This is a genomic window from Stenotrophomonas sp. STK17_22 (assembly GCF_051983905.1).
GTDB classification, from domain to species: Bacteria; Pseudomonadota; Gammaproteobacteria; order Xanthomonadales; family Xanthomonadaceae; genus Stenotrophomonas; species Stenotrophomonas maltophilia_A.
In genome coordinates this window covers 5,062,667-5,081,957 of sequence record NZ_CP197010.1, presented here as the reverse complement: position 1 = coordinate 5,081,957, position 19,291 = coordinate 5,062,667, and the positions used below count along the sequence as shown (strand labels likewise).

The window sequence follows — 19,291 nt, the reverse complement described above, 5'->3', positions numbered from 1 at the left end:
GATGGCGGCCGCGCAGGGGACCCCGCACTGGGCCGACATCGGCGAATCCACCTCGGTGGCCGGCGTGCTGTTCCTGTGCTGGGTGCACCGCTGGTTCGGGCGCTGGCCGTTCCGCCTGTGCGTGTGGCCGGTGGTGGCCTGCCATTGGCTGGGCAACCGCGTTGGCCGCCAGGCCTCGATGCAGTACCTGCAGCGCCTGCAGGCGCACAGCGGTGCGCTGGGTCGCGCGCCGACCCGGGGTGACAGCCTGCGCCACTTCTTCGCGTTTGCCGACACGATGCTGGACAAGATCCTCGGCCTGGGCGGACGCTATCCGGCCGAACGCATCCACCTGCATCGCGACCTGGTGCTGGAGAAGATCGCGCGCCGCGAAGGCGGGCTGATCCTCACCGCGCACATCGGCTGCCTGGAGCTGTGCCAGGTACTGGCCGAACAGGTGCCGGGGTTCCGCATCACCGTGCTGGTGCACACCGCGCATGCGCAGCGCTTCAACCGCCTGCTGCAGCGGCTGGACCCGCTGGCGGCGGTGGAGCTGGTGCAGGTAACCGAAATGGGACCGGCCACGGCGGTGATGCTGGCAGAGCGCGTGGCGGCCGGTGGCTTCGTCGCCATCGTCGGCGACCGCACGCCGGTGCAGGGCGGCCGCAGCGTCACCGCCGATTTCCTTGGCCACCGCGCGCCGTTCCCGATCGGTGCCTACGTGCTCGCCGCCGCGCTGGGCTGCCCGGTCTACACGATGGCCTGCCTGCACCAGGGCGAGGGTTATCGCGTGGCGTTTGAACAGTTCGCCGAACGCATCGTGCTGCCGCGTGGCTCGCGCGATGCCGCACTGGCCGAACAGGCACAGCGCTTCGCGCGCTGGCTGGAACTCCAGGTCATCCAGTCCCCGTTGGACTGGTTCAACTTCTTCCCCTTCTGGGATCAGGCTCCGCATGACGACTGACGCCGTACCCGTGTGCCGCTTTGGCGATGCACCGTTGACCATTGAAGACGTGGTTGCCCTGGCCCAGCGCCAGTGCGACGCCGCACTGAGCGACGCGCCGGCGTTCCGCGCGCATATCCAGCGCGGTGCCGATTTCCTCGACCGCCTGCTGCGCGAGGACGGCGTGATCTATGGCGTGACCACCGGCTACGGTGACTCGTGCACGGTGAACATCCCGCCGGCGCTGGTGGCTGAGCTGCCGCACCACCTGTACACCTACCACGGCTGTGGCCTGGGCCGTTACCTGGACCCGGTCGAGACCCGTGCGGTACTGGCTGCGCGCCTGGCGTCGCTGGTGCGTGGCATGTCCGGTGTCAGTGTGCCGCTGCTGGAAGGCCTGGCCACACTGCTGCAGCACGACGTGCTGCCGATGATTCCGGCCGAGGGCTCGGTGGGTGCCAGCGGTGACCTGACCCCGCTGTCGTACGTGGCCGCGGTGCTGTGCGGCGAGCGCGAGGTGCTGCACGACGGCCGCGTGCAGCTGGCGGCGGAGGTGCTGGCGAAGATCGGCATGACCCCGCTGAAGCTGCGGCCGAAGGAAGGCCTGGCGATCATGAACGGTACCGCCGTGATGACCGGCCTGGCCTGCCTGGCCTGGCAGCGCGCCGATTACCTGGCGCGCATGGCCACGCGGCTGACCGCGTTCAACGTGCTGGCCAGCGACGGCAACGCGCATCACTTCGACGAAACCCTGTTCGCCGCCAAGCCGCACCCGGGCCAGGGCCGCATCGCCGCGCGCCTGCGCAGCGACCTGCACAGCGAGCGTCCGCCGCGCAATGAACAGCGCCTGCAGGACCGCTACTCGCTGCGCTGCGCGCCGCATGTGATCGGCGTGCTGGAGGACAGCCTGCCGTTCCTGCGCCAGCTGATCGAAACCGAACTGAACAGCGCCAACGACAACCCGCTGATCGATGCTGACGGCGAGCGCATCCTGCACGGCGGTCATTTCTACGGCGGCCACATCGCGCTGGCGATGGACACCCTGAAGAACACCGTGGCCAACCTTGCCGATCTGCTCGACCGGCAGCTGGCACTGGTGGTCGATGCCCGCTACAACCACGGCCTGCCGGCCAACCTGTCGGCGGCCACCGGCCCGCGCGCGGCCATCAACCATGGCCTGAAGGCGCTGCAGATCAGCGTTTCGGCATGGACCGCCGAAGCGCTGAAGCAGACCATGCCGGCCAGCGTGTTCTCGCGCTCCACCGAATGCCACAACCAGGACAAGGTCAGCATGGGCACCATTGCCGCGCGCGATTGCCTGCGCGTGATCGAGCTGACTGAACAGGTAGTGGCCGCGATGCTGATCGCTGCCCGCCAGGGCCTGGCGCTGCGCGAACGGGTTGGCCTGAACGCGCAGCTGCATGGCAGTCTGGCCGACATGTACGCCGACCTGGGGCAGCGCATCGCCCTGGTTGAAGAAGACCGCGCGCTGGATCGCGAACTGCGGGAGCTGCTGGTGGAGATCCGCGCGCAACGTTGGGAGCTGTATGCCGGTGAATGAAGCAATCGAACGGGCCGGCGAGATTTCGCTGACCCCCGCCTTCCATGACTGCGATCCGATGAACGTGGTCTGGCATGGCAACTACTTCAAGTACTTCGAGATCGCGCGCTGCGCGCTGCTCGGGCGCTACGACTACGACTACCCGCAGATGCTCGAATCGGGCTACCTGTGGCCGGTGGTCGATGCCCGGGTGAAGTACGTGCGCCCGCTGCTGTTCAACCAGGCCCTGCGCGTGATCGCGCGCATCGTGGAATGGGAGAACCGGCTGAAGATCGAGTACGAGATTCTCGATGCGCAGAGCGGCCAGGTGCTGACCCGCGCGATGACCATCCAGGTCGCGGTGGACGCGGCCAGCAAGGAAATGCTGTACCAGTGCCCGCCGGTACTGTGGGAACGCCTGGGAGTGCCCGCGCCATGAACCGAGCGAACCGTTTTGCGCGCGCACTGCTATGCGCGTCGCTGCTGCTGGCCGCACCGCTGGTGCAGGCCGCCGATCCGGCCATCGATGCGATCACCCAGGCGGTGGCCCGGCCGGATGTGCTGCGTGGCCAGTTCAGCCAGGAAAAGCAGGTCAGCGGCTTCAAGAACCCGCTGCGTTCTCAGGGCCGGTTCGTGGTCGCGCGCCAGCACGGCGTGATCTGGTCCACGCTCAAGCCGTTCCCCTCCGAGGTGGTGGTCACCGCCGACCGCATCCTCAGCCGCCAGCGCGATGGCAGCACCCGCGTCGAACTCGATGCACGGCAGCAACCGGCGATGCGTTCGGTGAACGCGATCATGTTCGCGCTGATGAGTGGCGACGTGCAGGCGCTGTCCAGCCAGTTCAACGTGGCGGCCAGCCGTGAAGGACAAGGCTGGCGGCTGCGCCTGACGCCGAAGTCGGCGATGCTGGCCAAGGCTTTCGAATCGCTGACCCTGCAGGGCGACCGCTACGTGCGCCAGGTCGAGATCGTGGAGGCCAACAAGGACCGCACGCAGATCCAGTTCAGCGCGTTGAGCGAGACGCCGGTCACGCTCAATGCCGACGAGGCCCGCCGCTTTGAGTGAGGCCGCGGCATCGAACGCACCGGACCGGTTGCGGCGCTGGTGGCACTGGCTGGGCATCGCCTGGCTGCTGGTGCTGCTGGTGATGGGCGCGCAGCAGTGGCGCCTGTGGAGCCAGCAATCGCGGATCGACACCGACATCCTCGCCCTGCTGCCGCAGGATGCACACGACCGCCTGTTGAGCGATGTCACCCGGCGCATCGCCGATGGCAGTTCGCGGCAGGTGGTGGTGCTGCTGGGCAGCAAGGACGGCGCCGCCGCCAAGCGTGCGCAGGCGGCTTTTGCCGCGGCCATGGCCAAGGACGCCGATCACGCCCTGCTGGTACCCAGCGGCTCGATCGAAGGCTGGTTCGATGAGGCGCGCGCGTTCTACGCGCCGTACCGCGATCGCCTGCTCACGCCGGCCCAGCGCGAGCAGCTGCAGGGCAGCGAACCGGGCGCATTGGCCGAGCAGGCATTGGCCGCGCTGTACGGTCCGATGGGCGCGCCGCGCCTGACCGACTGGCGGCAAGACCCGTTGTCGCTGTGGCCGCAATGGTGGCAGCAACAGGCGCAGGGTTCGGGACTGCGGCTGGGCGATGACGGCCTGCTCGAAGCCGAGGGCAAGCATTGGGCCGCGCTGCAGTTCGATACGCCGGGTTCGGCATTCCAGCTCGATGGTGAGCGCCATCTCGACGGCCTGCTGGAACGCGCCGGGCAGGCAGCAAAAGCGGCCGCTCCTGATCTGGAGATCCTGCATGCCGGCGTGCCGCTGCATGCCGAAGCGGCCGCGGTGCAGGCCAACCAGGAGATCAACACCATCGGTTGGGGGTCGCTGGCGGCGGTGCTGCTGCTGGTGTGGCTGGCGTTCCGTTCGCTGCGGCCGATCCTGCTGGTCGCCGCGTCGTTGCTGATCGGCTGCGGCGTGGCGCTGGCGGTGACCGTGCTGGTGTTCGGCAAGGTGCACGTGCTCACCCTGGTGTTCGGCGCGTCGCTGGTGGGCGTGGCCGAGGATTACGGCATCCACTGGTTTGCCTCGCGCCAGGCCGAGCCGGCCGATCGTCGCTGGAAGCTGCTGCGGCATCTGCTGCCGGGCCTGTGGCTGGCGTTGCTGACCAGCGCACTGGCCTACCTGGCCCTGGGCCTGGCCCCGTTCCCGGGCCTGCGCCAGATGGCGCTGTTCTCGGTGGTCGGCCTGGCTGCCGCCTTCCTCACGGTGATCTTCTGGTTCCCGTGGCTGGATGGTGGCGAGATCCGCCAGACCCGCTTCTCGCAGTGGCTGGGCAACACGCTGGAGCGCTTCCCGCGCCTGCATGGCCGCCGCGCGGTGACGATGTTCGTGGTGATCACGCTGGCACTGTCTGCCATCGGCATCGCGCGCCTGCAGAGCAACGACGACCTGCGCAGCCTGCAGTCGTCGCCGCCGGCATTGATGGCGCAGCAGATCCGCCTGAGCCAGTTGCTGGGCATGCCCAGCCCGGCGCAGTTCTACCTGGTGCAGGGTGCCGATGCCGCGCAGCTGCTGCAGCGCGAAGAAGCACTGACCGAGCGCCTGCGTGTATTGGCCAACGACAAGCGCATTGGTGGCTATCGCGCGATCAGCGATTGGCTGCCGTCGCCGTCGCGCCAGCAGGCCGATGCCGCGCTGACCGCGAGGGTGGAACCCGGCGTGCTGTCGGCCGTGTCCGAGGCCGTGGGCGAGCCGCTGCAGCGGCCGCAGTTCGCCGCCGCGCCGCTCACCGCCGAAGCCTTCCTGGCCTCGCCGGCCTCGCAGCCGTTCCGTCACCTGTGGGTGGGTGAGGTCGGTGGGCAGATGATCAGCGTGGTGATGGTCGATGACCTGTCGCGCGCCGATGCGCTGGCCACCCTGCAGGGCGCGGCCGAAGGCCTGCCGGGCGTGCGCTGGGTGGATCGCACCGCCGACTTCTCCACGCTGCTGGGCCACTACCGCAAGCTAATGGGTGGGCTGCTGCTGGTCGGCATCGCGCTGGTGTTCGGCGCGCTGTGGCTGCGCTACCGCCGCCAGGCCTGGCGCGTGTTCGCACCGACCCTGATCGCCGGTGCCTTGACCCTGGGCCTGCTGGGCCTGTTCGGCCAACCGCTGCAGCTGTTCAACGTACTGGCACTGATGCTGCTGCTGGGCATGGGCATCGACTACGGCATCTTCCTGATCGAGCACCGTGGCGATGCCAGCGCCTGGCTGGCAGTGTGCGTGGGCGCGGCCAGCACCTGGCTGTCGTTCGGCCTGCTGGGCCTGTCGCAGACCCCAGCGCTGCGCGCGTTCGGCCTGACCCTGCTGTTCGGCATCGGCCTGGTCTGGCTGATCTCGCCGCTGTTCCGGCCGCCGCCACATGACCTGCCGCCAGCTTGAACCTGTCTTCCGACTTCCTTCTTTCCACCTGATCGAGCAACAAGGACGCACCGATGAATACTGCTGTGGATGCTGTCGAACGTACTGAAATCCTGATCATCGGTGCGGGCCCGGCCGGCTCGGTGGCCGCGGCGATGCTGCGCCAGCATGGCCGCCAGGTGCTGATGCTGGAGCGCCAGCAGTTCCCGCGCTTCTCGATCGGTGAAAGCCTGCTGCCGCAGAGCATGGAGTACATCGAAGCGGCAGGCCTGCTGCAGGACGTGGTCGAAGCCGGCTTCCAGTACAAGAACGGCGCGGCCTTCGTGCACGGTGAAGCGCGTACTGCCTTCGACTTCCGGAAGAAGTTCTCGCCGGGCTGGGGTACCACCTACCAGGTTCAGCGCGCCGACTTCGACAACGTGCTGGCACGCGGCGCCGAGCGCATGGGCACCACGCTGCGCTTCGGCGATGAAGTGCTTGCGGTCGAGCCGGGCGAGCAGCCGGCGGTGACCGTGCGTCGTCCGGACGGCAGCGAGTACCGCATCGAGGCCGATTTCATCCTCGATGCATCCGGCTTCGCGCGCTTGCTGCCACGCCTGCTGCAGCTGGAATCGCCGTCCAACTTCCCGGTGCGCGGCGCGATCTTCTGCCACGTGCGCGACAACATTCCGGCCGAAGCGGACTTCGATCGCAACAAGATCCTGATCACCACCCATCCCGAGCACATCGACGTCTGGTACTGGACGATCCCGTTCTCCAACGGCTGCTGCTCGCTGGGCGTGGTCGCCGAGCCGTCGTTCTTCGAGCGCTACGAGGGCGACGACCTGCAGAAGCTGCAGGCCATCGTCGGCGAGGACCCCAACCTGACCCGGCTGCTGGCCAACGCCGAATGGGCGGTGCTGCCGGTGCGTCGCATCACCGGTTACTCGGCCAATGTCAGCTCGTTGTGGGGCCCGGGCTACGCCCTGCTGGGCAATGCCGGCGAGTTCCTCGACCCGGTGTTCTCCTCCGGCGTCACCATCGCCTTCAAGTCCGCGCAACTGGCCAGCGAATGCCTGGCGCGACGCTATGCCGGTGAAACCGTCGACTGGGAAGCTGAATTCTCGATCCCGCTGCGTGCCGGCGTGAAGACCTTCCGCCGCTTCGTTGAAAGCTGGTACGAGGGCGGCTTCCAGAAGATCATCTACCACCCGCAGCAGCAGCCCGAAGTGCGCGACATGATCAGTTCCATCCTGGCCGGCTACGCCTGGGACACCAACAACCCGTATGTGGCCGACGAAAGCGGCCGCCGCATGCGCGTGCTGGAGCAGCTGTGCAGCGCCTGATCGCCCGTACCGCGGCCGTGCTGCTGTGCCTGCTGCTGGCCGCCTGTGCCGGCCGCATGCCCAAGCCATTGGTGGAACTGCCGCCGCTGCGCCTGTCGCCGGGCAGCCTGCCGGCGCCGCTGGCATTGCAGCAGCAGCTGCATTTCCGTTTCGGTACGCATGAGCGCGACCTGGATGCTCTGCTGGAAGCCGATGCGCAGCAGGTGCAGCTGGCGGTGCAGGCGATGGGCCAGACCGGCGTGCGCCTGCAGTGGGACGGCCAGCAGCTGACCCAGCAGCGCGCACCGTGGCTGCCGCCGCAGGTGCGTGCCGAGCGCGTGCTGGATGACCTGCAGTTCGCGCTGTGGCCGACCGCGGCCATTGCCGCCGCGTTGCCGGCAGGTTGGCAGGTCAGCGATGACGGCCGGCAGCGCAGCCTGTCGCGCGACGGCACGGTGTGGCTGCAGCTGCAGCGCCTGGACGATGGCAGCGTGCAGCTGGACAACCGCGCCGAAGGCTATGCGCTGCGCATCGAATCGATCGACATGGCCGGGCAGGACCGATGAGTGCACCGATCTACCTGAACGACCTGGGCGTGGTCTGCGCGCTCGGCGATGGCCGCGCCGCGGTCGCGTCGGCGATGTTCGCCGATGTGCCGGGCGGGCTCAGCGACAACGACAGCCTGCTGCCGGGGCGCACCCTGGCGCTGGGAGAGGTGCGCACGCCGCTGCCGGCGCTGGAGGACCTGCCGGTGGCCCTGCGCGGGCGCAACAACGCCCTGCTGGACGTGGCACTGGCGCAGATCGCACCAGCGGTGGCCGCCGCGATCGCCCACCATGGTGCCGAGCGTGTGGCGGTGGTGCTGGGCACCAGCACCTCGGGCATTGGTGAATCCGAGCAGGCCCTGCGCACCCACGCCGAACAGGGCCAGTGGCCGCAGGGCTTCGATTACGCCCAGCAGGAAATGGGCACCGCCGCGCAGTTCGTGCGCCAGCGCAGTGGTGCACAGGGGCCGGCATGGACCCTGTCCACCGCCTGCTCGTCCAGCGCCAAGGCGCTGATGTCGGCCGCGCGCATGCTGCGCGCCGGCATCGTCGATGCGGTGATTGCCGGCGGTGCCGATTCGCTGTGCCGCTTCACCGTGGCCGGCTTCAGCGCGTTGGAATCGGTGTCGGCCCTGCGCTGCAATCCGTTCTCGCAGCACCGCGCCGGCATCAACATCGGCGAGGGCGCCGCGCTGTTCCTGCTTACCCGCGAGCCGGGTCCGGTGTGCCTGGCCGGGTGGGGCGAATCGGCCGATGCCCATCACATGTCCGCCCCCGATCCGCAGGGGATGGGGGCCATCGACGCCCTCCAGCAGGCGCTGCTGCGCGCCGGCTGGGGCGCCGACGAAGTGGATTACGTGAACCTGCATGGCACCGCCACCGGGCACAACGATGCGATGGAAAGCCTGGCGGTCTCGAAGGTGCTGGGCAATGGCGTGCCGGCCAGTTCGACCAAGCCGCTGACCGGCCATACGCTGGGTGCCTCGGGCGCGATCGAGGCGGCGCTGTGCTGGATCCTGCTGGCCGAGAACCCACAGCAGCAGCTGCCGCCGCACTGGTGGGACGGCGTGCCCGACCCCGCACTGCCGGTGCTGCCGCTGGTCGCGCCGGGCTCCTGCCTGGCGCAGGCGCCGCGGCGGGTGCTGAGCAATTCGTTCGCCTTCGGCGGCAGCAATGCCGTGCTGGCACTGGAGCGTCGATGAACACGCTGTACGCGATCGAGGACGTGGTGCCGCACCGCCAGGACATGTGCCTGCTGGAGCGCATCACGCAGTGGGACCAGGACACCCTCGAGGCGGAACTGGTGGTGCCCGAATCCGGCCTGTTCGTGGAGAACGGCGAAGTGCCGGCGTGGGTCGGCATCGAATACATGGCGCAGGCCATCGCGGCCTGGGCCGGCTGCCGCGCGCGTGCGGCCGGCAAGCCGCCGCAGCTGGGCTTCCTGCTCGGCAGCCGCCGCTACAGCAGCGCGCGCAGCAGCTTCCCCAGCGGTTCGCGGCTGCGCGTACAGGCGCGCTGCGAGCTGTTGGGTGACAATGGATTGGGGATGTTCGCCTGCCGCATCCTGGCGGGCGAGGACGAATGGGCGACAGCCAACGTGTCGGTGTTCGAACCGGCCGACGCGATGGCCTATCTGGAGAGTGGACAGGCATGACAGGGAATCGAAGCGTGCTGGTGACCGGCGCCAGCCGGGGTATCGGCCGGGCCATCGCGCTGCGCATCGCGCGCGACGGCTTCGACGTGGTGGTGCATTGCCGCAGCCGCGTGGAAGAGGCGCAGGCGGTGGTGGCCGAGATCCAGGCACTGGGCCAGCAGGCCCGCGTGCTGGTGTTCGACGTGGCCGACCGCGAGGCCGCACGCGCTGCGCTGGAGGCCGATGTCGACGCGCATGGCGCGTATTACGGCGTGGTCTGCAATGCCGGCATCGCCCGTGATGGCGCCTTCCCGGCGTTGTCGGCGGAGGATTGGGACCAGGTCATCCACACCAACCTGGATGGCTTCTACAACGTGCTGCATCCGCTGATCATGCCGATGGTGCGGCGGCGCAAGCCGGGCCGCATCGTCACCCTGTCGTCGGTGTCCGGGCTGGCCGGCAACCGCGGCCAGGTCAACTACAGTGCCGCCAAGGCCGGCATCATCGGTGCCACCAAGGCGCTGGCGCTGGAACTGGCCAGCCGCCAGATCACCGTCAACTGCGTGGCCCCGGGCCTGATCGAGACCGAAATGCTCAACGACGAAGTGGTTGAACACGCGCTCAAGCTGATTCCCGCCGGCCGCGTCGGTCATCCCGACGAAGTGGCGGCCACGGTGGCGTTCCTGCTGTCCGAGCCGGCCGGCTACATCACCCGCCAGGTGATCTCGGTGAACGGAGGCATGCTCTGATGGCTGCCGATCGTCGCGTGGTGGTCACCGGTGCGGCCGCCATCAGTCCGCTCGGCCACGACTGGCCCACCATCGAAGCGCACCTGCGCAGCTGCCGCAATGCCGTGCGCACGATGCCCGAATGGGATGTCTACGCGGGCCTGAACACCAAGCTGGCCGCGCCGGCGCAGGACTTCGAGCTGCCGCCGAACTACAACCGCAAGACCACCCGCTCGATGGGCAAGGTCGCAATCATGTCGGTGCGCGCCACCGAGGTGGCACTGCGCGAGGCTGGCCTGCACGAGCACCCGGTGCTGCGCAGTGGCCGCACCGGCGTGGCCTACGGCTCGTCCTCGGGCAGCCACGAGGCCACCGGTGAATTCGGCCGCATGCTCAACGAATTCACCACCGACGGCATCAGTGCCACCACCTACCTGAAGATGATGAGCCACACCGCGCCGGTCAACATCGGTGTGTTCTTTGGTTTGTCCGGGCGCGTCTACACCACCTCCAGTGCCTGCACCTCGGGCAGCCAGGGCGTGGGCGCGGCCTACGAAGCGATCCGCAGCGGCAAGCAGACGGTGATGGTGGCTGGCGGTGCCGAGCAGCTCGATGCCACTGCCGCGGCAGTGTTCGACACCCTGTTCGCCACCAGCGTGCGCAATGATGCGCCGCAGACCACGCCGCGCCCGTTCGATGCCGGCCGCGATGGCCTGGTGCTGGGCGAGGGTGCCTGTACGCTGATCCTGGAAGACCTGGAGCACGCGCAGGCACGTGGCGCCACCATCCTTGCCGAGGTGGTCGGCTACGGCACCAACAGCGATGGCCAGCACGCCACCCAGCCCAGTGCCGACACCATGGCCCAGGCCATGCGCCTGGCGCTGGAGGATGCCGGGCTGGACGCGGCGCAGATCGACTACGTCAACGCCCACGGCACCGCCACCGACCACGGTGACATCGCCGAGACCCAGGCGACGGCGCAGGTGTTCGGCAGCCGCATGCCGATCAGCTCGCTGAAGAGCTACGTCGGCCACATGCTGGGTGCCTGCGGTGCGTTCGAGGCATGGATGAGCATCGAGATGATGCGCGCCGGCTGGTTCGCGCCCACCCTGAACCTGGCCGAGGTCGATCCACGCTGCGGCCAGCTCGACTTCATCACCGGGCAGGGCCGTGAACTGCAGGCCGAGTACGTGATGAGCAACAACTTCGCCTTCGGTGGCATCAACACCTCGCTGGTGTTCCGCCGCTGGCGCGAGTGATCCACCGCCCCACCGCCGCTGTTCCCGCAACCTACCCGCACCCTCGACAAGGAGATGTTCCGATGCGCCGCACCCTGATGATCGCCACGGCCACCGCACTGCTGGCCCTGGCCTCCACCGCTTCTGCCCGCGATACCCGCGTGGAGCAGTCCCTGCAGGAACTGGTCAGCTCGCAGGCTGCCAAGGACGCCGGCATCGACGGCAGCGTCCGCTTCTACCTGGCCGGCCAGCCGGTCAGCGTGCAGCAGCGCCTGGGCGAAGACGTGACCAACAAGAAGACCAACGCCGCCAACAAGAGCGATGCCGAGGCCTGCCGCTGGGTCGCGCTGTCGGCGCTGCGCGCGCTGCAGGACGGTGCCAAGTCGCGCGGCGCCAACGCCGTGGTCGACATCGTCAGCTACTACAAGAAGAACGAGTTCAAGAGCAGCACCAACTACGAATGCTATGCCGGTGCGATCCTCGCCGGTGTCGCGCTGAAGGGCACCTACGCCAAGGTCAAGTAAGCGCCCGTGTGGCGGCGGCGTTGGCTGAACGCCGCCGCCACATTGCTGAATCCTGCCGGGGAAACGCCGCCGATCACGCCGCCATCGTCGGCTGACGGCTTTCCCCGGTGTCGGCTTTCCGACACAATCATGGCTCTTCCCGGGTTATCGTCCCGCGGACATGCACGCCTACGTCTATAAAAGCCAACTCAAGCCGGACACCTACGTCTACGTTCCCCGTCGCGATGATTTCAGCGCGCTGCCTGCGCCGCTGCTCACCTCGCTGGGGACGCTCGCCTTCGTCCTGGACGTGGCCCTGGATGCCCAGCGCCGCCTGGCCCAGGCCGATCCGGAAAAGGTCCGCAGCGAAATGAGCGAGCGCGGGTTCTACCTGCAGGTGCCGCCGTCGGTGGCCAGCCTGATGCCGCGCCACTATGACTGACACGTCCCGTCCGCGCGCCCTGTCGATCGCCTTCGCCGTGGGTGCCGTACTGGCGCTGGGCGCCGCCGTGGGCGGCGTTCCGGGCACCATCCTTGCGGCACTGGCGCAGCCGGCGTTCGCGCTGGGTGTGTCGTGGTGGCGTCGCAGCCGCGCGCTGCTGCCGCTGAAGATCGTCGCGCGCCAGGACCTGCCGGCGCTGCTGGCGTTGTGGACGGCAGCGCCGCTGTTGCTGGCGCTGCTGCTGGCCTGGCCGCTGGCGGCGCTGCGTGACAGCGGCAGCCTGGCCGCGGTGCTGGGCCTGAGCGTGCTGGTCAGTGCCGGCCTGCTGGCAGCCTGGCGCACCTGGCCGTTGTGGAACGACGTTGAACGGCTTGATGGCAGCCTGGCCCAGCATTGGCAGGCACTGGCCGGGCGCGACCTGACCGCCTGGCGTGGCCTCGGTGTGGCCGCGCTGGTGATTGCCCTGGCGGCACTGGTGGTACTGCCGGCCTGGCCGGACCTGCTGCCGGAAAGCGCGCGTTGGCCCGCCACACTGGCAGTGCTGGTGCTGTCGCCGCTGCTGCACCTGTTGTTGCAACGGGTGGCACCGGCGCCGTTGGTGTCACTGCGTGCGAGCCCGTTGGCCACCGCCAGCAACGAGCACGAACCGATGTTCGCCGCTGCGGCCGAAACCGCGCCGCTGGAGGCGATGGCGCCGCAGGAGCTGACCCCGGCCCTGTATGAAGCCGCCCGCCATGGCCGCATCGACCGGGGCCTGCAGCTGCTGCAGGCCGGTGCCGATCCGTATGCGCTGCCGGACCCGAACTGGCGCGACCAGCGCAGCCTGGCAGTGCTGGCGGCGGTGCTGCCGGACCTGCGCCTGCTGCGCGAACTGATCGCCCGTGGCGTCGATGTGAATGCGCCGCACCGGGGCATGACCCCGCTGCTGGCCGCCACCCGCGACAGCTGGCACGGCCGTCCCGAAGCGGTGATGACCCTGCTCGCCAACGGTGCCGATTCGCGTGCCATCGACAGCGATGGCAACACCCCGCTGCACCATGCCGCGCGCAGTTCCGACCCGGGCGTGGCCGCGCTGCTGCGCGATGCCGCCGCCGAAGTCGACGCGCTGAACAACGAGGGCTGGTCGCCGCTGGCCGTGGCCTGCCAGGTCGGCAACTGGCGCCTGGCCCGCTTCCTGCTCGAACGCGGTGCGCGCAGCGAACCGGCCGAAGGCACCCCGGTGTTGCTGGCCGCGGCCGCCACCGAAGACGACGATCCGGCCGGCGTGCAGCTGCTGCTCAAGCACAAGGCGCGGGCTGACGCGCGTGATCGCCAGCGCCGCAGCGCGCTGCATGAGGCCGCACTGGCTGGCCACGTCGAGATCATCGGCGTGCTGCTGGGTGCCGGTGCCAATCTGGAAGCGCGCGATGCGCTTGGCCGTACGCCGTGGCTGGAAGCGGCCCGTGCCGGTCGCGCCGCCGTGGTCGAGCATCTGCTGCCGCACAAGCCGGATCTGGTTGCGGTGGACGGCGAAGGCCGCAATGCGGTGCAGCTGGCGGCGATGGCCGAGGATGTCTCGCCATTGCTGATCAAGCGCCTAGTCGAGCTGGGCATCGCCGCCGATGCCACCGATCCGGTTGGCCGCCGTGCGGTGGACTACGCCGCCGAAGCCGGTCGCTGGGCGATTGTGGCCCTGCTGGACCCGTCCTATCCGTTGCCGGCCGCCGTCAGTGATGGCCTGGCCGAGCGCGGCGAAGCCGCCAGCGCCAGTGGCCTGCTGCCGGACCGTCCGCCGCTGACCCTGCTGCGCGAAGCGCTGGGCTTCGGCAACACCGATGGCATGGCCGCGCTGGCCAAGCTGTGCCAACCGGAAGAACTGGGTGGCCTGCTGCTCGATCCGGAACTGGCACTGGAGCCGCGTGCGGTCGACTGGCTGCTGGGCCACGGCGCCGATCCCTACGTGCGTGACGCCTGCTCCGACACGCCGATGTTCGCGCTGCTGTCGCGCGGCATCGATGCAGTGCCTGCGCTGCAGGTGATGCTGCAGCGTGGCCTGTCACCGGCCGGCCGCGGTGGCCTGGCGCGCTTCCTTGCCGCCTGCGCACAGCACGATCAGGCCGCCCGTGGCCTGGAGCAGCTGGCGCTGGAACTGCTGGAACGTGGTGCCGATCCGTTCGCGGCCTCGCCGGCGGGTGACCCGCCGTTGTCGCTGGCAGTCCGCCTGGGCTGGCTGCGCCTGCAGCAGGCCCTGCTCAAGGCCGGTGTCGATCGTGAAGCGCGTGACAGCCATGGCATGACCGCATTGCATCTGGCCACCGCATTGGCCCGCGAAGGCGCGCTGAAGCTGCTGGTGCAGCACGGTGCCTCGCCGGAAGCACGTGCCGCCGACGGCCAGACGCCGCTGGGCGTGGCGCTGTCGATCGGTCGCCGTGACCTGGCCGACTGGCTCGACTGGCGGGTGTGGCCGTTGCCGCGCCGCACCCTGCGCGAGGCCGATCTGCCGGCCGCTGCGATGGCTGGTGACGTCGATGCGGTGCGCCGCCTGATCGATCTGGGATTTGCCGTCGACGCAGTCGACGCACAGGGCTGCACCGCGCTGCTGCGTGCGGCCGGTGGTGGCCATCTGGCAGTAACCGACCTGCTGCTGGCACGCGGCGCCGATCCGCAGCACGCCGCTGCCAGTGGCGCGACGCCGCTGTCGGCTGCGGTCAGCATGCGCCAGGTGGACATCGTTTCGGCCCTGCTCGACGCCGGCGCCAAGCTGGAACACCGCCTGCCGGGCGGCGTGACCGTGCTGATGCTGGCCTCGGCGCTGGGCCTGCCGGACATCGTCGCGCGCCTGCTCACCGCCGGTGCCGACGTGCATGCCGGTGACGCGCAGCAGCTGGGCCCGCTGCACTGTGCCGCGCTGTACGGTTTCAGTGCCCGCGACCGCTCGCGTTTGCTGGCCCTGCTCGACACCCTGCTGCTGGCCGGTGCCGAACCGGACCAGGCCGCCGCCGGTTCGGTCACGCCGCTGCTGCTGCTGCTGGGTGCGCGTGCCGAGCCGGGTACCGCCTGCGACGAGCAGGTGGTGATGGCGGCGGTAGAGCGCCTGCTGGACGAGGACGTGAGCCTGGACGTGCGTGATCCGCGCGGTTTCGGCCCGCTGCATCTGGCCGCCCTGCACGGCCTGCCACTGCTGGTGCAGCGCCTGCTGCGCGCCGGTGCCGACCCGGAAGTGCGCGACAGCCTCAACCGCAGCCCGCGCGAGATCGCGGTGATGCGCGGCTTCATCGACGTGGCCGGCGAGTTCGAACCACGCGTGCCGGGCGTTTCGTCGATGGCGCGGTTCCTGCGCGACAACGGCTGATCGCTGGAAATGGGTAGTGCCGGCCGCTGGCCGGCAACCTCATGAAACCTCCGGGATCCCGAGGCTGCCGGCCAGCGGCCGGCACTACCGCAATCTGTGGTGGGTGCCGACCGTTGGTCGGCACGCCTACTTGCCGTCGCTTTCCGCGTCGGCCTCGAACAGGTGCATCAGGTCGTTGCGTGCATCGCGCGAGGTCTGGATCACCGCCGCCTCGTCGTCGTACACCAGGTACTGGTCGCGCAGCAGCTGCTCATCGTGCTCGCGGAAGCGCTGCACGTGGCGCTCGGCCACATCCGGTGCCACGCCCAGCGCGGTCAGCACGCGGCCGCTCATCTCCAGGCTGGTGCCGAACACTTCTCGGAACGGCTCGGCCGACATGTCCATCAGGCGCCACGCATGCTGGCGGTTGCGTGCGCGCGCCAGCACCTTCGCGTCCGGGTACAACCGGCGCACCATGCGCACCGCGCGCAGGTTGGTCTCCGGGTCGTCCACGGTGATCACGAACACATCGATGTGCTCGCCGCCGGCCGCGCGCAGCATCTCCGGCCGGGTCGGGTCGCCGTAGTACAGCTGGTTGCCGAAGCGGCGCAGGTCGGCCACGGTATCGGGGTTCGCTTCCAGTGCCACGAACGGCACCTTCTGCGCGGTCAGCAGGCGCGCGATGACCTGGCCGAAGCGGCCCATGCCGGCGATCAGCACCTTCGGCCGGTTGTCCGGTGCCACCTTGTCGGCCTCGGCTGCCTCGCGCGGCGTTGCCTTCTCCTGGCCGAGCAGCTTGAGCAGCGCGATCATCAGCAGTGGCGTGATCGCCATCGACAGGCCGACGATCGCCACCAGACGGTCATGGTTGGCGTTGCCCAGCAGGTGCGCGCGCTGCGCTTCGTTGAACACCACGAAGGCGAACTCGCCGCCCAGCCACAGCACGCTGCCCAGTAGCAGCGAGTGCCGTGAACTGAGCTTTGCGATGCGCCCGATCACGTACAGCAGGCTGAATTTGACCACCAGCAGGATCGCCACGCCGGCGGCGATCAGCCACGGCTCGGCAACGATGCGGTCGAGGTCGATGCCCATGCCCACCGCAATGAAGAACAGGCCCAGCAGCAGCCCCTTGAACGGCTCGATCTGCGCTTCCAGTTCGTGCCGGAACTCCGAATCGGACAGCAGCACGCCGGCCAGGAACGCGCCCAGGCTGGGGCTGAGGCCGGCCTCCTGCATGAACCAGGCGGTGCCCAGCACCACCAGCAGTGCGGTGGCGGTGAATACTTCCGGGCTGCGGGTACGCGCGATGATGCCGAACACCTTGCGCAGCACCGGTCGCCCGCACAGGATCACCACCGCCAGCGCGCCGAGGGCCACGGCGGCGTCTTCCCAGCGCAGGGTCTCGTTCTTTACCCCGCCCAGCAGCGGGATGGCCGCCAGCAGCGGAATCGCGATCAGGTCCTGGAACAGCAGGATGGCGAACCCGAGCCGGCCATGGTCGCTGTTGATCGCCTTGTGTTCTGACAGCAGCTGCAGGCCGACCGCGGTGGATGACAGCGCCAGCGCCACGCCCACCACCAGCGCGCTTTTCCACTGGAAATGGTCGAGCAGCAGCAGGCCCCCCAGCACCAGCCCGGACAGCGCCACCTGCGCCGCACCGGCACCGAATACCGAGCGCCGCATCACCTTCAGGCGTGCCGGCGACAGTTCCAGGCCGATCACGAACAGCAGCATCACCACGCCGATCTCGGCGGCGCCGAGGATGCGGTCGGCGTCCTGCACGAAGCCGAGCCCGTCCGGGCCCAGCACCACGCCGGCCGCCAGGTAGCCCAGCACCGCGCCGAAGCCGAACTTCTTGAACACCGGCACGGCGATGACCGCTGCCAGCAGCAGCACCAGCGCCAGTTCCAGACCACCGCTATGCATGGGAATACCTGGTCATCGGGGGAGCCGCTGTGCGTCCGTTCGGGTTGGGAAAAGCGTGGCGAACACCACCGCGCCATTATGCGCGCCGGCCTGTGCATGCACGAGAACAACCTGCGGGCAGGGTGCTGCCGCGGCGGGACCGGGTTGACCTGCATGGTCCACGGGTCCAGACTGCCCGCCGCTGGCGGCGCGTCCGTCGGCACACGCATCCCGGAGTCCCCAACCCATGTCCAGCGACAGTAGAAGTCGACCTCGTTCGACGCCAGCGATGGCCACCGCCTGACATCGGGACGGTTTGCCTGCGTTGGCGTTGCGCGAGGTCGCACCCCCACAAGGCAAACCCGATGAACCAGAAGCAATTGCTGCGCCCGGTGGCCGATGCCGCCGCACTGGCCGCGCCGCTGGCGAATTTCAACACCGCCGATGCGGTGGAATTCCTCAACACGCTGGAACTGACCCGCGCCTCGGAAACGCTGGCTGCGCTGCCGTTGCCGCGTGCAGTGAAGATGCTCGAAGCGCCGGAGCTGCACCGCAGTGGCGAACTGGTGGCCGCGCTGCCGCCGGCGCGGGCTGCGGCGCTGCTGGGCCTGATGGCCGATGACCGCGCCACCGACATCGTCCACGAGCTGGATGAGGAAGAACGCGCGCGGCTGATCCCGCTGCTGGGCACCGACGCCCGCCAGGCCATCCAGAAGCTGCTCAGCTACCCACCGAACACTGCCGGTGCGCTGATGACCACCGAGTACGTGGCGGTGCCTGCCAGCTGGACGGTGGCGCAGACCCTGCAGCACATCCGCCAGGTCGAGCGCACCCGCGAGACGGTGTACGCGATCTACGTGCTGGACCCAGCCAGCCAGCAGCTGCAGCAGGTAGTGACCATGCGCCGGCTGATCACCGGCCTGCCGGAGGAATCGATCCTGGATGTGGCCCAGGTCAATCCGCCGGTGACGGTGGATGCGCTGATGGACCAGGAGGAAGTGGCGCGGCTGATCCGCCGCCACGACCTGCTGGCGATCCCGGTGGTCGACGACCAGCAGCAGATGCTTGGCATCGTCACCGTGGACGACGTGCTCGATGCGCTGATCGAGGAATCCACCGAGGACGCGCACAAGTTCGGCGGCATGGAGGCACTGGACAAGCCCTATATGCAGATCGGCTTCTTCGAGATGCTGCGCAAGCGCGCCGGCTGGTTGAGCGTGCTGTTCCTGGGTGAGATGCTGACCGCCAGCGCGATGCAGCACTATGAGGACGAACTGGCGCGTGCGGTGGTGCTGACCCTGTTCATCCCACTGATCATGAGTTCGGGCGGCAACTCCGGTTCGCAGGCCACCTCGCTGCTGATCCGCAGCCTGGCGCTGCGCGAACTGCGCCTGCGCGACTGGTGGAAGGTGGCCCTGCGCGAAGTGCCCACCGGCATGGTGCTGGGCGCGATCCTCGGCTGCCTGGCCATCGTGCGAATCGTGATCTGGCAGCTGGGTGGCCTGCATGACTACGGCGAGCACTGGATCCTGCTGGCGATCACCATCGGTGCGGCGCTGGTCGGCATCGTCACCTTCGGCTCGCTGTCCGGCTCGATGCTGCCGTTCATCCTGAAGCGGCTCGGCTTCGACCCGGCCAGTGCCTCGGCCCCGTTCGTGGCCACCCTGGTGGACGTGACCGGCCTGGTGATCTACTTCAGCATCGCCGCGATGATCCTGCACGGCACGCTGCTGTAAGTCGGAACCATCGTGCTCCGGCAGGTGCCGACCTTGGTCGGCACGCAGAACAAAAAGGGGACGGAGGGGATTAAGTCGTTCAAGGCACATGAGG

16 protein-coding genes are annotated in these 19,291 nt (G+C 69.0%); 15 read left to right on the top strand and 1 reads right to left on the bottom strand.

Translation table 11 applies throughout. The annotated features are described in order from the left end of the window. Position 1: 1 nt before the first annotated feature. From ACSYS9_RS23610 to ACSYS9_RS23545, 14 genes are all read left to right on the top strand, one after another. Positions 2-943, top strand: a complete 942-nt coding sequence (locus ACSYS9_RS23610; protein WP_071228591.1) for an LpxL/LpxP family acyltransferase — start codon at positions 2-4, stop codon at positions 941-943. Further along, on the top strand, positions 933-2,483 hold the full coding sequence (locus ACSYS9_RS23605; RefSeq protein ID WP_071228590.1) for an HAL/PAL/TAL family ammonia-lyase: 1,551 nt from the start codon (positions 933-935) through the stop codon (positions 2,481-2,483). Before ACSYS9_RS23610 ends, ACSYS9_RS23605 begins: the two co-directional genes overlap by 11 nt. Next, positions 2,470-2,901: an acyl-CoA thioesterase gene (locus ACSYS9_RS23600; protein WP_071228589.1), complete on the top strand. Its 432-nt coding sequence runs from the start codon at positions 2,470-2,472 to the stop codon at positions 2,899-2,901. Before ACSYS9_RS23605 ends, ACSYS9_RS23600 begins: the two co-directional genes overlap by 14 nt. Beyond that, positions 2,898-3,527 carry an outer membrane lipoprotein carrier protein LolA gene (locus ACSYS9_RS23595; protein WP_071228588.1) on the top strand — a complete coding sequence of 210 codons (630 nt, stop codon included), beginning with the start codon at positions 2,898-2,900 and terminating at the stop codon, positions 3,525-3,527. The genes ACSYS9_RS23600 and ACSYS9_RS23595 overlap by 4 nt, the downstream gene beginning before the upstream one ends. After that, complete coding sequence (locus tag ACSYS9_RS23590; RefSeq protein WP_071228587.1) at positions 3,499-5,874, top strand: MMPL family transporter; 2,376 nt, start codon at positions 3,499-3,501, stop codon at positions 5,872-5,874. Before ACSYS9_RS23595 ends, ACSYS9_RS23590 begins: the two co-directional genes overlap by 29 nt. Positions 5,875-5,927: 53 nt before the next feature. Then, positions 5,928-7,178 (top strand): NAD(P)/FAD-dependent oxidoreductase, encoded by a 1,251-nt coding sequence (locus tag ACSYS9_RS23585; protein ID WP_071228586.1) that lies wholly within the window; start codon positions 5,928-5,930, stop codon positions 7,176-7,178. Then, positions 7,166-7,723 (top strand): DUF3261 domain-containing protein, encoded by a 558-nt coding sequence (locus tag ACSYS9_RS23580; RefSeq protein ID WP_071228585.1) that lies wholly within the window; start codon positions 7,166-7,168, stop codon positions 7,721-7,723. The genes ACSYS9_RS23585 and ACSYS9_RS23580 overlap by 13 nt, the downstream gene beginning before the upstream one ends. Beyond that, entirely contained in the window at positions 7,720-8,904 is a 1,185-nt protein-coding gene (locus ACSYS9_RS23575) for a beta-ketoacyl-ACP synthase (RefSeq protein WP_071228584.1), read from the top strand. Before ACSYS9_RS23580 ends, ACSYS9_RS23575 begins: the two co-directional genes overlap by 4 nt. Then, the gene (locus tag ACSYS9_RS23570) at positions 8,901-9,356 is read left to right on the top strand and encodes an ApeP family dehydratase (protein ID WP_032129169.1); all 456 of its coding nucleotides are present in this window, start codon (positions 8,901-8,903) and stop codon (positions 9,354-9,356) included. Before ACSYS9_RS23575 ends, ACSYS9_RS23570 begins: the two co-directional genes overlap by 4 nt. Then, on the top strand, positions 9,353-10,084 hold the full coding sequence (locus tag ACSYS9_RS23565; RefSeq protein ID WP_071228583.1) for a 3-ketoacyl-ACP reductase FabG2: 732 nt from the start codon (positions 9,353-9,355) through the stop codon (positions 10,082-10,084). The genes ACSYS9_RS23570 and ACSYS9_RS23565 overlap by 4 nt, the downstream gene beginning before the upstream one ends. After that, positions 10,084-11,322 (top strand): beta-ketoacyl-ACP synthase, encoded by a 1,239-nt coding sequence (locus ACSYS9_RS23560; protein ID WP_071228582.1) that lies wholly within the window; start codon positions 10,084-10,086, stop codon positions 11,320-11,322. The genes ACSYS9_RS23565 and ACSYS9_RS23560 overlap by 1 nt, the downstream gene beginning before the upstream one ends. A 62-nt stretch (positions 11,323-11,384) precedes the next feature. Next, complete coding sequence (locus tag ACSYS9_RS23555) at positions 11,385-11,825, top strand: hypothetical protein (RefSeq protein WP_010482305.1); 441 nt, start codon at positions 11,385-11,387, stop codon at positions 11,823-11,825. 160 nt (positions 11,826-11,985) lie between these two features. Further along, positions 11,986-12,246, top strand: a complete 261-nt coding sequence (locus tag ACSYS9_RS23550; protein WP_010482302.1) for a YcgL domain-containing protein — start codon at positions 11,986-11,988, stop codon at positions 12,244-12,246. Then, positions 12,239-15,577, top strand: a complete 3,339-nt coding sequence (locus ACSYS9_RS23545; protein WP_071228581.1) for an ankyrin repeat domain-containing protein — start codon at positions 12,239-12,241, stop codon at positions 15,575-15,577. The genes ACSYS9_RS23550 and ACSYS9_RS23545 overlap by 8 nt, the downstream gene beginning before the upstream one ends. Positions 15,578-15,703: 126 nt before the next feature. Here ACSYS9_RS23545 and ACSYS9_RS23540 read toward each other — a convergent pair whose 3' ends face one another. After that, a complete protein-coding gene (locus tag ACSYS9_RS23540) occupies positions 15,704-17,482 on the bottom strand; it encodes a monovalent cation:proton antiporter-2 (CPA2) family protein (RefSeq protein ID WP_071228580.1) in 1,779 nt (592 codons plus the stop codon). 344 nt (positions 17,483-17,826) lie between these two features. Here ACSYS9_RS23540 and mgtE point away from each other — a divergent pair, with 344 nt between their 5' ends. Continuing rightward, on the top strand, positions 17,827-19,197 hold the full coding sequence (mgtE, locus tag ACSYS9_RS23535) for a magnesium transporter (RefSeq protein WP_071228579.1): 1,371 nt from the start codon (positions 17,827-17,829) through the stop codon (positions 19,195-19,197). Positions 19,198-19,291 lie beyond the last annotated feature (94 nt).